Origin of the sequence: Micromonospora chalcea (assembly GCF_002926165.1) — a bacterium.
In the GTDB taxonomy this organism is placed as follows: domain Bacteria; phylum Actinomycetota; class Actinomycetes; order Mycobacteriales; family Micromonosporaceae; genus Micromonospora; species Micromonospora chalcea.
Genome location: NZ_MAGP01000025.1, coordinates 1 through 11,734 on the forward strand (window position 1 = coordinate 1; position 11,734 = coordinate 11,734).

The window sequence follows — 11,734 nt, forward strand, 5'->3', positions numbered from 1 at the left end:
GCGTCGATCTTGCACTTCCGGCCCTCGGTGCGAGCGTTTTGTCCCGTATTGCCAGGGCGGCAAGTGCAAGATCAACACTTGCCTCGAAGGGTTCCGCCGAGGGTTCCAGGGGAGCGGGCGGGGGAATCAGCGGGGGGAGATGGCGGGCCAGGGGAGCGTGAGGTTGCCGTGGCGCCACGTACGAGGGCTGTCCCGGATCGGCCAGCCTGACTCCTTCACCGCCTCGACCGTCCGCAGCCAGCGCTGCCGGGGGCCGAACGGGGCGTAGCCGGCGGCCGCGCGCCACGCCTGCTCCAGCGCCTCGATCAGGTCGTGGATGCGTTCGCCCGGTACGTTGCGGTGGATCAGCGCCTTCGGCAGCCGCTCGGCGAGCGTGGCCGGGCTCTCCAGCGTGGTCAGCTTCGCCGACAACGTGAGCGTGCGAGGGCCGGTGGCGTCCAGCAGCACCCAGGAGCCGAGCCGCCCCAGCTCGTCGCAGGTGCCCTCGACCAGCAGCCCGCCGGGCGCGAGCCGCCCGGTGACTGTGTGCCAGGCGTCGGCCACCTCGCTCTCGTCGTACTGGCGGAGCACGTTGAACGCCCGCACCAGCGCGGGACGCAGTCCGGCCAGCTCGAAGCCGCCCCGGGCGAACGTCAGGCCGGGCGGGTCGGCGGCGGCGGGGGCGGCGGCGACGCGTACCGGATCGATCTCCAGGCCGACCACCCGCACGTCGGCGCGGACCCCGGACGCCAGCCGGGCGCGCAGCTCGACCGGGGTGACCGGGGTGGCGCCGTAGCCCAGGTCCACCACGAGCGGGTCGGCGGCGGCGCGCAGCGCGTCGCCGCAGGTCTCGACGATCCAGTTGTCCACCCGCCGGAGCCGGTTGGGGTTGGTGGTGCCCCGGGTGGCCACGCCGAGCGGACGCTCCATCAGGACGCCCGGTGCACCTTGTGCTGTGCGGCCTGGGCCAGCGGGCGGACCACGAGCCGGTCGATGTTGACGTGGTGCGGGCGGGTCGCGCACCAGGCCACGCAGTCGGCCACGTCGTCGGCCACCAGCGGTTCGGCGACACCGGCGTAGACCGCCTCGGCCCGGTCGGCGTCACCGCCGAAGCGGACCAGGCCGAACTCCTCGGTCTTCACCATGCCGGGGTCGATCTCGATCACCCGGACCGGGCGGCCGCACAGCTCCAGCCGCAGCGTGCCGGCGACCGCGGTCTGCGCGTGCTTCGCGGCCGTGTAGCCGCCGCCGCCCTCGTAGACGACGTGCCCGGCGGTGGAGCTGACGATCACGATCGTGCCGGCGCCGGAGCGCTCCAGCGCCGGGAGCAGCGCCTTGGTGACGCGCAGCGTGCCGAGCACGTTGACGTCGTACATCCATTGCCAGTCGCCCACGTCGGCCGTCTCGACCGGGTCCAGGCCGCGCGCGCCGCCGGCGTTGTTCACCAGCAGCGTGACCGGCCCGGGGGCGGCCTCGGCCGCGGCGGCCAGCCCGGCGACCGACTCGTCCGAGGTCACGTCGCAGGCCACCGCGCTCGCCGCGCCGCCGGCTGCCTCGATCTCGGCGACCAGCGCGGCGAGCCGGTCGGTACGCCGGGCGGCGGCGAGCACGTGGAATCCCTCGGCGGCGAGCCGGCGGGCGGTGGCCGCGCCGATCCCGCTGGACGCCCCGGTGACGATGGCGACTGAAGTCATCCGGACATTGTCCACCGCCGCCCGGCCGCGCGCGGTGATGAGGTCCGTCACGCCGGGGACCCGGCGAAGGGCATTTCCGAACCCCGATGGGGAAGATGAGATCCGGCACACGGGTTGACCGAGAAGCGCCGGTCGTGCGGGACGGCATCAACCGTGACAGAGGGAGCGGACGTGGCGGATTTGCACACCGGTGTCGGTCGTCAGCGAGGTGCCCTGCCGTGGCCGCGGCCGCGCCGTATCGCCACGCTCTCGGTGCACACGTCGCCGCTGCACCAGCCCGGCACCGGTGACGCGGGCGGCATGAACGTCTACATCCTGGAGGTGGCCCGGCGGCTGGCCGAGGCCGACGTCGAGGTGGAGATCTTCACCCGGGCCACCGCCGGTGACCTGCCCCCGGTGGTCGAGGTGGCGCCCGGCGTGTCCGTCCGGCACGTCACCGCCGGGCCGCTGGAGGGGCTGACCAAGGAGGAGCTGCCGGGCCAGCTCTGCGCCTTCACGGCCGGGGTGCTGCGCGCCGAGGCGGCCCGCCCGCCGGGCCACTACGACCTGATCCACTCGCACTACTGGCTCTCCGGTCAGGTCGGCTGGCTGGCCAAGGAGCGCTGGGGCGTACCGCTGGTGCACACCGCGCACACGCTGGCGAAGGTCAAGAACGCCCGCCTCGCCGCCGGGGACCGCCCCGAGCCGAAGGCCCGCGTGATCGGCGAGGAGCAGGTGGTCACCGAGGCGGACCGGCTGGTCGCCAACACCCGGGTCGAGGCCCGTGACCTGCTCGACCGGTACGCGGCCGACCCGGACCGGGTGGCGATCGTGGAACCCGGCGTCGACCTGGAGCGGTTCCGTCCCGCCGTCGGTGACCGGGACGCCGCGACCCGGGCCGCACGCCGCCGGCTCGGCCTGCCGGCCGACGGGTACGTGGTCGCGTTCGTCGGCCGCATCCAGCCGCTCAAGGCGCCGGACGTGCTGGTCCGTGCCGCCGCCGCGCTGCGTGAACGGGATCCGGCGCTGGCCGGCGAGCTGACCGTGGTGATCTGCGGCGGGCCCAGCGGCAGTGGCCTGGACCGGCCCACCGCCCTGATCGAGCTGGCGCACGCGCTCGGCATCGCCGACCGGGTGCGTTTCCTGCCGCCGCAGACCGGCGCGGACCTGCCCGCCCTCTACCGCGCCGCCGACCTGGTCGCGGTGCCGTCGCACAACGAGTCGTTCGGCCTGGTCGCGCTGGAGGCCCAGGCGTGCGGCACGCCGGTGCTGGCCGCCGCCGTGGGCGGCCTGGTCACCGCGGTACGCGACCGGGTCAGCGGCATGCTCATCGACGGCCACGACCCGGTCGACTGGGCCCGGGCGCTGGCGCGCCTGCTGCCCGATCCGGTACGCCGTGCCGCGCTGGGCCGGGGCGCCGAGCGGCACGCCCGGGACTTCTCCTGGCACCGCACCGCCTCCGGCCTGCTCGCCGTCTACGGGGAGGCGATCACCGAGCACCGGGCCCGGCTGGCGCGGCGGCTCGGCGACCCGGCGATGCTGTGCTCCTGGTGATCACCCGTCCGGCGGCCCCGGTCGACCGGTCGTAGAGTGGGTGCGATGAGCCGCAGGAGTGAGGTCGCCGCGCTGATCGAGTCCGTCTGCGCCGAGCGCGAGCTGGAGTGGGAGTCGACCGGCGAGGCGTCGTACGCGGTGACCCTGCCGGGCACGCACAAGCTCAAGACGATCTGCAACCTGATCGTGGGCGAGCACGCGCTGCGGGTCGAGGCGTTCGTGATGCGCCAGCCCGACGAGCGCCGCGAGGAGTTGTGGGCCTGGCTGCTGCAGCGCAACGCCCGCATGTACGGCGTCTCGTTCTCCATCGACGCGGTCGGCGACGTCTACCTGACCGGTCGGGTCAACCTGGCCGGGGTCGACGCCGACGAGCTGGACCGGCTGCTGGGCTCCGTGCTGACGTACGCCGACGAGTCGTTCGACAGCATGCTGGAGATCGGCTTCGGCACGGCCATCCGCCGGGAGTGGGAGTGGCGGGTCAAGCGCGGCGAGTCGACTGCCAACCTGGCCGCGTTCGCGCACCTCTTCGAGCCGTCCGCCACTGCCGGATCGCCCGCCGGAGGTTCGGAGCCCTCCTGACGGGTATGCCGCCCCGCGCGGTGCGGAGCATTGGGACCCACCGCGGGCCGAGGACGGACTGTCGAGGAGCGTGTCCCATGGCTCAGCGCAACAGCTCAGGTCGCGGCACGACTGCGACCCGGACCAAGCGGCAACCCGGCAACCAGACGCCGAACACCCCGAGGGTGTCGGAGTCGGCGATATCCCGGATGAAGGTGGACGACATCCGCAGCCAGCTCAAGCGGCGCGGGGTCTCCGGGATCTCCGCGCTGCGGAAGCCGGAACTGGTGAAGACCCTGGCGCGGACGATGCGCGGGGAGGGCGGCGCCGCGCGGCGCAGCTCCGGACCGGCCGGGCGGCCGGCCGCGACCCGCAAGAGCACCGCCGCGAAGAAGACCACTGCCCGCCGGGCCACGTCGCCGGCCAAGTCCGCGCCGGCCGCGCGGGCCACCGGTGCCAGGGCCAAGGCGACGGGTACGCGCAAGGCGGCCCCCGCCCGCGCCAAGGCCACCTCGTCGCGGGCGACCGCGACGCGCGCGAAGGCGGCTCCGTCCCGCGCGAAGGCCACGCCCGCCCGGGCGAAGAAGGCGGCTCCGTCGAGGGCGAAGGCCGCTCCTTCGCGCGCCAAGGCGGCACCGGCCCGGAAGGCGACGTCGGCTCGGGCGCAGAGCGCGCCGACCCGTGGGCCGGCGTCCAGCCGGTCGATCGGATCGTCGCAGCTCATCACGTCGCTCGCGGACCGGCCGGAGCGTCCGGGCCGCAGCCTGGTCACCCGTAACCACGAGGTGATCCAGCGCTGGGCGCGGGCGCGGGGCGCGAAGCCGGCCACCATCGCCGGCACCGAGCGTGCGGGCCGGCCCGGGGTGCTGACGTTCAACATCCCCGGCTACCGGGAGAGCAGCCGGATCCGGGAGATCACCTGGGACGACTGGTTCCGGACGTTCGACCTGCGGCGGCTGAACCTGATCTACCAGGAGCAGATGCGGGACGGGCGGCAGAGCAACTTCTTCCGGACCGAGAACCCGAATCGCGAGGACGGCTGAGGTTTACGGGAATGGACCCCGGGAATCCGGTGTTTGCCATCCCAGGGACCGCAGCACGGACAGCCGGATTCCCGACACGGACGCTGTGACGGGCAAGACAGCGATCTGGGTTGAATCCGGAATCTGGGCGAACTAACTTTATTGCACCGCGTCACGCTTGTTTCCGTTCGGGGGAGCGGTGGATCGATCAGATCCGCGCAGGCGAGATGCGAAGATCGGGTGGAGCACGCCGTTGGGGGACGGTGCCACCCGTGGAACCGGCGGCGCGAGCGGGCGACGCTTACGGGGGTGAGTGTCGCCCGCCGCCGCCGGGCGTACGGTCAGAGCGCCCATCTCGACGGGGGTCGGGATGGGCGCTCTGCCGTTGTCGGCGCTCAGCGGGCAGACGAGACCGGTTCCACGGCTGCCGCCCGCAGCGCGGCGACCCGGCGCTCCCGGGGCGGCCCGGCGAGCAGGTGCCCGGCGGGCACCAGCAGCCCGAGCGCGCCGACCACCAGCCAGTGCCGCTCGCCCAGATGTTCCAGGCTGAGCCCGCCCAGCGCCGGCGCGACGAACGACGCGGCCGGGAACGTCAGGTAGAACACCGACTGGTAGCGGGCCCGCAGTTCGGGTGGGGCGAGGTCGGCGTTGATCTGCGCGTTGGGCGGTGCGGCGAGCATCTGCCCGGCCGTCCAGACCACCGCCGCGCCGAGGTAGAGCGGCAGCCCGTCGGCGACTGTCAGCGTGCCGAACCCGAGCGCCATCAGAGCGGTGGAGGCGGCCAGCACCGTCGACTTGCGGTACGGCTCGATGAGCCGGGGCACGAACAGTTGCCCGACCACGATGAGCGCCCCGCCGAGCGCCACCACCAGCCCGTACGCCGACGGGCGCAGGCCGTCCGCGCGCATCGCCAGCGGCATGATCGTCGAGGTCTGCATGGTCAGCACGGCCAGCAGGAATGTCAGCCCGACGAACACCAGGAACGTGCGGTCGGTGAGCGCGGTGTGCAGCCCTGGACGGCGTCCCATCACCGCCCGTGGCGTGAGCGCCGGCCGCCGGGTGAGCGTCTCCGGCACCTTCAGCGCGATCACCACCGCCGCCGCCAGCGTGGCTGCGGCGTCGACCAGGAACAGCGCGGTGAAGCTGGCCTCGGCGAGGATTCCGGCCAGCAGCGAGGCCACCGCCATGCCCAGGTTGAACGCCCAGAACTGCAGGTTGAACGCGCGGGAGCGGCGCGCCTCGGGTACCACGTCCACGATGGCCGCCACGAACGCCGGGCTGGGCATCGAGTGCGCCACCCCGACCAGCGTGGCGAGTACGGCGATCACCGCCAGGTGCGTGGTGAACGCCAGCGCCGCCATCAGCCCGGCGGCGACCAGGTGGGCGGCGAGCAGCGTGGCCCGCCGTCCCCAGCGGTCCGCCAGCACACCGCCGAGCAGCGTGCCGGCCGCGCCGCCGATCCCGTACGCGCCGACCACCAGCCCGGCCAGCGACGGCGGGGCGCCCCGCGCGACGGTCAGGTACAGCGACAGGAACAGCAGCGCGAACGCGCCGGCCCGGTTGATCAGCAGGCCGGACCAGAGGTACCAGAACGTGGCGGGGAGCCCGCCGGCCGTGTCGTCCCACCAGCGCCGCAGGCCGTGCACCAGTCCTCCAGGAAGGTTTCCTTACCGATTCCGTCCCGTACGGTATCCACCCGCCTCGGGGCGGTCGCGTCGGGGCGTACTCAGGAACCGGCCCGGACCGGCGCGGCGGGTGCGGTGGCCGCGGCCTCGCCCGCCTCGGGCGCCGGGGAGGTGGTGGCGGTGACCGGCGCGACCGGCGTGCCCACTGCGCGCAGCGCGAGCGCGCGGCGCTCCCGGGCCGGGCCGGAGATCAGGTGGGCGACGGCCGCCACGACGCCGATGCCCGCGCAGCCGAGCCAGAGCGTGCTGTTGCCGGCTTGCTCGCGGACCAGGCCGCCGAGGATCGGCGCGGCGGCGCCGGCGACGTGCCAGGACAGCGAGAAGACGCCCTGGTAGCGGCCGCGCAGCGCGGCCGGCGACAGCTCCGCGATCAGGGTGGCGTTGGACGGCGAGTTGAGCATCTCGCCGACGGTCCAGATCAGCACGGTCAGGCCGTAGAGCCAGACCGTGTCGGCGAACGCGGTGAGCCCGAACCCGGCGCCCATCACCAGCGACGCGAGCGCCAGCACGTGCGAGCGGCTGCGGCCCTTGATGAGCCGGGGTACGAAGAGCTGGCCGACCACGATGAGCACGCCGTTGAGCGCGATCACCGAGCCGTACGTGGCGGGGCTGAGCCCGGAGTCGCCCATGGCGATCGGCAGCATCGAGATGTGCTGGAGGAACACCAGCGCGGCGAGCAGGTTGAGCGCGACGAAGCCGAGGAACACCCGGTCGGCGAGGATGGTGCGCAGCGCGCCGGCCGGCGCGGGCATCCCCTTGACCGGGAGCGCGGTGACCGGGCCGCGGGTCTCGCCGACCTTGGCGAAGATGATCAGCGCGGTGACCAGCGTGGTGGTCGCGTTCACCAGGAACAGCAGCAGGTAGCTGCCCTGGGCGGCGAAGCCGGCGAGCACTGCGGCGCAGGCGAAGCCGAGGTTGATGGCCCAGTAGTTCAGCGAGAAGGCGCGCAGCCGGTCCTTGTCCGGCACCACGTCGACCATCATCGCGCCGAAGGCCGGGCGGGCCGCCTCGGCGAACGCGCCGAGCAGCAGCGCGCCCACGGCGACCGCCCAGAGCGGCCGGGCGAGGCCCAGCGCGATCATCATGCCCGCCGCGCCGACGTGCGCGACGAGCAGCGTGGGCCGCCGTCCCCAGCGGTCGGTCAGGGTGCCGCCGATGGTGGTGCCGACCGCGCCGCCGGCGCCCCAGAGACCGATCACCAGACCGGCCTGGGCGGCGGAGAAGCCGCGTTCCTGGGTCAGGTAGATGGCCAGGAAGATCAGGACGAACGAGCCGAGCCGGTTGATCAGCGTGCCGGCCCAGAGGTACCAGAACGTCCGTGGCAGGCCACCCGCCGTGTCCTGGAACCAGCCTCGTACCGTCCGCATCCCGACGCCCCCGTGTGGTAATGACCGATCTGTTTAGAACGCCTTACAACCTAGTGCCGGGCCGGAGCCGTGGTCATCAGGTTTTCCACGTGGTGGTCGTCACGACCGGTCGGCGCGTGCCCGTCGCCCCGGTACGGCAGGATGATCGGCATGACTGCGAGCGAGGGGCCCACCGTCGGGACGCTGGTCCTGCTGCGGCACGGCGAGAGCGACTGGAACGCCAAGAACCTCTTCACCGGCTGGGTCGACGTCGACCTGACCGCCAAGGGGGAGACCGAGGCGCGGCGCGGCGGCGAGCTGCTCCGCGAGCACGACCTGCTGCCGGACGTGGTGCACACGAGCCTGCTGCGTCGGGCCATCCGCACCGCCGAGCTGGCGCTGAACGCCGCCGACCGGCACTGGATCGCGGTGCGCCGGTCGTGGCGGCTCAACGAGCGCCACTACGGCGCCCTGCAGGGCAAGAACAAGAAGCAGACCCTCGACGAGTACGGCGAGGAGCAGTTCATGCTCTGGCGCCGGTCGTACGACACGCCGCCGCCGCCGATCGACGACGCGGACGAGTGGTCGCAGGTCGGCGACCCCCGGTACGCGCTGCTGCCGACCGAGCTGATGCCGCGCACCGAGTGCCTGAAGGACGTCGTCGACCGGATGCTGCCCTACTGGTACGACTCGATCGTGCCGGACATCCTGGCCGGCCGGACGGTGCTGGTGGCCGCGCACGGCAACTCGCTGCGCGCCCTGGTCAAGCACCTCGACCAGATCTCCGACGAGGCGATCGCCAAGCTGAACATCCCCACCGGCATCCCGCTGCGCTACGACCTGGACGCCGACCTGCGTCCCCAGGTGCTCGGCGGCACGTACCTGGACCCGGACGCGGCCAAGGACGCCGCCGCCGCGGTAGCCAACCAGGGCCGCTGAGCTTGGTGTAAGGAAGGGCCCCTTTTTAACGTCTGCGGTAGAGGAAGGGCCCCTTATTAACGCACAGCTGTTAATAAGGGGCCCTTCCTTGCGCGCGGGCCGGGGTCAGGCGGACGTCGAACCGGTGATCAGGTAGACCACGTGCTCGCCCGCGTTCACCGCGTGGTCGGCGAAACGCTCGTAGAAGCGACCCAGCAGCGTCGCGTCGATCGCCGTCTCCACCCCGTACGGCCAGTCGTCGCCGAGCAGCACCCCGAACAGGCTCCTGTGCAGGTCGTCCATCGCGTCGTCGTCGCCGTCCAGCTCGGCGGCCACGTCGGCGTCCGGCTTGGCCAGCACGGCACCGATCTTCTCGGCCATCCGGTCGGCGATCCCGGCCATGTCGGTGAAGACCGGCCGCAGCTCCGCCGGGACGGCCGGGGACGGGTGCCGGCGCAGCGCCGTCTTGGCCACGTGGTCGGCCAGGTCGCCCATCCGTTCCAGATCGGCTGCCACGTGCAGCGCGGTGATCATGGCACGCAGGTCGGAGGCGACCGGCGCCTGCCGGGCCAGCAGGTCGCAGACCCGCTCCTCCACGTGCCGGTACAGCTCGTCGATCTCGGCGTCCCGCGCGATCACCGTCTCGGCGGCCGTCCGGTCGGCGGTCAGCAGACCCTTCGTGGCCTGCCGCATGGCCGCGCGTACCGCCTCGGCCATGTCCACCAGCAACTGGCTGACAATCTGCAGGTCGGCCCGGAACTCGTCGCGCATCGTCACTTCCTGGGGTCGGTGCCGCGACCCCGAGGGGTACGGCGGGAGCAGGTGCGCGCCCCACGCTAGGCCGAACGGTCGGCACCAGGATGAACGTGGGTGAACGACGCGGGGCCCGCAGGTGAACTTTGCCGGAAGCGAGAGTGGTTCGTCCCTTTGTGCCCGATCCCTGGGTTAACAATGACCCTACGATCGCCGGGTGGAATGGGCGGTGGCGGTCGCGGTGGCCGTGGCGCTGGTGACCGGGCTGGTCGCCGGGGCGACGCTGTCCGGACCGGTTGAGCAGTGGCGGCGCCGGCGGGCGTCGCGGGGCGGCGGGACCACCCGTCGTGACGCAGGGAGGCCGACGATTCCGGACGACCAGCAGGGGGGCCTATCCGGGCTCGGACGCAAGACAATCGACTCGCTGCGCGCCGGCGTGGTGGTGCTCGGCCCGGACGACGTGCCCGTCCTCGTCAACCCGGCCGCCCGGGCGATGGGTCTGCTGCGTACCGGGGCGACACCCGGCTCGATCGCGGCGCACCCGTTGATCCGTACCCTCGCCGGGCAGGTCCGCCGCACGGGCGTGCGGCGCGAGATCGAGCTGGACCTGCCCCGGGGCCGCGACGGCGGTGGCGACAACCCGCTCGGCGTGCACCTGCGGGCGATGGGACTGGGCTCCGGCTACGTCTCGATCGAGGCGGTCGACGTCACCGAGTCGCACCGTCTCGCCCGGGTACGCCGGGACTTCGTTGCTAACGTCAGCCACGAGCTGAAGACACCCATCGGCGCGCTGCAACTGCTCGCCGAAGCGCTCGTCGACGCCACCGAACCGGCCTCCGACGGCGCGCCCGACCTGTCCGAGGACCTGGTCGCCGCGCGGCGGTTCGCCGAGCGGATCCAGCACGAGTCGACCCGGCTCGGCCGCCTCGTGCAGGAGCTGCTGGAACTGACCCGCCTCCAGGGCGCCGAGCCGCAACCCGCGCCCGAGCCGGTCTCGGTGGACTGGGTGCTCGCCGAGGTCGTCGACCGCACCCGCACCGCGGCCACCGCCCGCCGGGTGGAGATCGCCGTCGGCGGGCAGCGGGGCCTGACCGTGTACGGCAGCGACAGCCAACTCGCCACCGCGGTGGCGAACCTGGTGGAGAACGCGATCACCTACTCCGGCGAGGACACCACGGTCCGGGTGACGGTCACCGGAACCGACGAACACGTCGAGATCGCCGTGGCCGACCAGGGCATCGGCATCGCCCCGAACGACGTGGACCGGATCTTCGAGCGGTTCTACCGCGCCGACCAGGCCCGCTCCCGCGCGACCGGCGGCACCGGCCTGGGACTGGCCATCGTCAAGCACATCGCCAGCAACCATGGCGGCCGGGTGGACGTGTCGAGCACTCTTGGTGGGGGGTCGACGTTCACCCTCCGGTTGCCCGCCCGCCCCCCGGACGACCTGGAGACGACACTCGCCTCCGCTGGGATCGAGGCCGGCCCGGCCGAGCTCCGGCAGGTCTGACCACAGGAAAGGAAACACCCGTTGAGCCGCGTACTGGTGGTCGAGGACGAGGAGTCGTTCTCCGACGCCCTGTCCTACATGCTCCGCAAGGAGGGTTTCGAGGTCTCCGTCGCCGCGACGGGCACCGACGCCCTCACCGAGTTCGACCGGACCGGCGCCGACATCGTGCTGCTCGACCTGATGCTGCCGGAGATGTCCGGCACCGAGGTGTGCCGGCAGCTCCGCCAGCGCTCGCACGTGCCGATCATCATGGTCACCGCGCGGGACAGCGAGATCGACAAGGTGGTCGGCCTGGAGATCGGCGCCGACGACTACGTGACGAAGCCGTACTCGCCGCGTGAACTGGTCGCCCGTATCCGGGCGGTGCTGCGCCGGCAGAGCGCCGAGTCGAACGAGACGGGCGCGCCGACGCTCGCCGCCGGCCCGGTCCGGATGGACATCGAACGGCACGTGGTGACGGTCGGCGGCGCCGGGGTGCAGCTTCCGCTCAAGGAGTTCGAGCTGCTGGAGCTGCTGCTGCGCAACGCCGGGCGGGTGCTCACCCGCGGGCAGTTGATCGACCGGGTCTGGGGCGCCGACTACGTGGGCGACACCAAGACGCTGGACGTGCACGTGAAGCGGCTGCGCTCCAAGATCGAGCCGGAGCCGTCCGCACCGCGCTACATCGTCACGGTCCGAGGCCTGGGCTACAAGTTCGAGCCCTGACCATCCCCCGCCCCCGCCCGTCCTTTGGTCC

11 protein-coding genes are annotated in these 11,734 nt (G+C 72.9%); 6 read left to right on the forward strand and 5 right to left on the reverse strand.

Going from position 1 to position 11,734, the window contains the following annotated elements:
• Positions 1 to 126: 126 nt before the first annotated feature.
• Both BAW75_RS04065 and BAW75_RS04070 read right to left on the reverse strand, forming a co-directional pair.
• The gene (locus BAW75_RS04065; RefSeq protein WP_104112693.1) at positions 127 to 909 is read right to left on the reverse strand and encodes an SAM-dependent methyltransferase; all 783 of its coding nucleotides are present in this window, start codon (positions 907 to 909) and stop codon (positions 127 to 129) included.
• On the reverse strand, positions 909 to 1,673 hold the full coding sequence (locus tag BAW75_RS04070; RefSeq protein ID WP_104112698.1) for an SDR family NAD(P)-dependent oxidoreductase: 765 nt from the start codon (positions 1,671 to 1,673) through the stop codon (positions 909 to 911). Before BAW75_RS04070 ends, BAW75_RS04065 begins: the two co-directional genes overlap by 1 nt.
• A gap of 171 nt (positions 1,674 to 1,844) precedes the next feature.
• Here BAW75_RS04070 and mshA point away from each other — a divergent pair, with 171 nt between their 5' ends.
• From mshA to BAW75_RS04085, 3 genes are all read left to right on the forward strand, one after another.
• Entirely contained in the window at positions 1,845 to 3,206 is a 1,362-nt protein-coding gene (mshA, locus tag BAW75_RS04075; RefSeq protein ID WP_104112694.1) for a D-inositol-3-phosphate glycosyltransferase, read from the forward strand.
• Between the two features lie 45 nt (positions 3,207 to 3,251).
• Positions 3,252 to 3,785 carry a type III secretion system chaperone family protein gene (locus tag BAW75_RS04080; protein WP_043328058.1) on the forward strand — a complete coding sequence of 178 codons (534 nt, stop codon included), beginning with the start codon at positions 3,252 to 3,254 and terminating at the stop codon, positions 3,783 to 3,785.
• 77 nt (positions 3,786 to 3,862) lie between these two features.
• Positions 3,863 to 4,807, forward strand: coding sequence for a hypothetical protein (locus BAW75_RS04085; protein WP_104112695.1), 945 nt, complete (start codon positions 3,863 to 3,865; stop codon positions 4,805 to 4,807).
• A gap of 374 nt (positions 4,808 to 5,181) precedes the next feature.
• Here the strand turns inward: BAW75_RS04085 and BAW75_RS04090 are convergent, their stop codons facing one another.
• Both BAW75_RS04090 and BAW75_RS04095 read right to left on the reverse strand, forming a co-directional pair.
• Positions 5,182 to 6,432, reverse strand: a complete 1,251-nt coding sequence (locus BAW75_RS04090) for an MFS transporter (RefSeq protein ID WP_104112696.1) — start codon at positions 6,430 to 6,432, stop codon at positions 5,182 to 5,184.
• Between the two features lie 80 nt (positions 6,433 to 6,512).
• Positions 6,513 to 7,838: an MDR family MFS transporter gene (locus tag BAW75_RS04095; RefSeq protein ID WP_104112697.1), complete on the reverse strand. Its 1,326-nt coding sequence runs from the start codon at positions 7,836 to 7,838 to the stop codon at positions 6,513 to 6,515.
• Between the two features lie 150 nt (positions 7,839 to 7,988).
• On the opposite strand from BAW75_RS04095, the gene BAW75_RS04100 reads away from it, so the two are divergent.
• Entirely contained in the window at positions 7,989 to 8,756 is a 768-nt protein-coding gene (locus BAW75_RS04100) for a phosphoglyceromutase (protein ID WP_043328063.1), read from the forward strand.
• Between the two features lie 105 nt (positions 8,757 to 8,861).
• Here BAW75_RS04100 and phoU read toward each other — a convergent pair whose 3' ends face one another.
• Positions 8,862 to 9,506, reverse strand: a complete 645-nt coding sequence (phoU, locus tag BAW75_RS04105) for a phosphate signaling complex protein PhoU (protein ID WP_064446849.1) — start codon at positions 9,504 to 9,506, stop codon at positions 8,862 to 8,864.
• A 199-nt stretch (positions 9,507 to 9,705) separates the two neighbouring features.
• Here phoU and BAW75_RS04110 point away from each other — a divergent pair, with 199 nt between their 5' ends.
• Positions 9,706 to 10,998, forward strand: coding sequence for a sensor histidine kinase (locus BAW75_RS04110; protein WP_208635181.1), 1,293 nt, complete (start codon positions 9,706 to 9,708; stop codon positions 10,996 to 10,998).
• Between the two features lie 21 nt (positions 10,999 to 11,019).
• Positions 11,020 to 11,703, forward strand: coding sequence for a response regulator transcription factor (locus tag BAW75_RS04115; RefSeq protein WP_030504594.1), 684 nt, complete (start codon positions 11,020 to 11,022; stop codon positions 11,701 to 11,703).
• Positions 11,704 to 11,734: the final 31 nt, after the last annotated feature.

Coding starts and splice junctions, on each gene's coding strand:
- BAW75_RS04085 (WP_104112695.1), top strand. CDS start 3,863: ATGGCTCAGCGCAACAGCTCAGGTCGCGGCACGACTGCGACCCGGACC.
- BAW75_RS04095 (WP_104112697.1), bottom strand. CDS start 7,838: ATGCGGACGGTACGAGGCTGGTTCCAGGACACGGCGGGTGGCCTGCCA.
- BAW75_RS04070 (WP_104112698.1), bottom strand. CDS start 1,673: ATGACTTCAGTCGCCATCGTCACCGGGGCGTCCAGCGGGATCGGCGCG.
- BAW75_RS04080 (WP_043328058.1), top strand. CDS start 3,252: ATGAGCCGCAGGAGTGAGGTCGCCGCGCTGATCGAGTCCGTCTGCGCC.
- phoU (WP_064446849.1), bottom strand. CDS start 9,506: ATGCGCGACGAGTTCCGGGCCGACCTGCAGATTGTCAGCCAGTTGCTG.
- BAW75_RS04100 (WP_043328063.1), top strand. CDS start 7,989: ATGACTGCGAGCGAGGGGCCCACCGTCGGGACGCTGGTCCTGCTGCGG.
- BAW75_RS04065 (WP_104112693.1), bottom strand. CDS start 909: ATGGAGCGTCCGCTCGGCGTGGCCACCCGGGGCACCACCAACCCCAAC.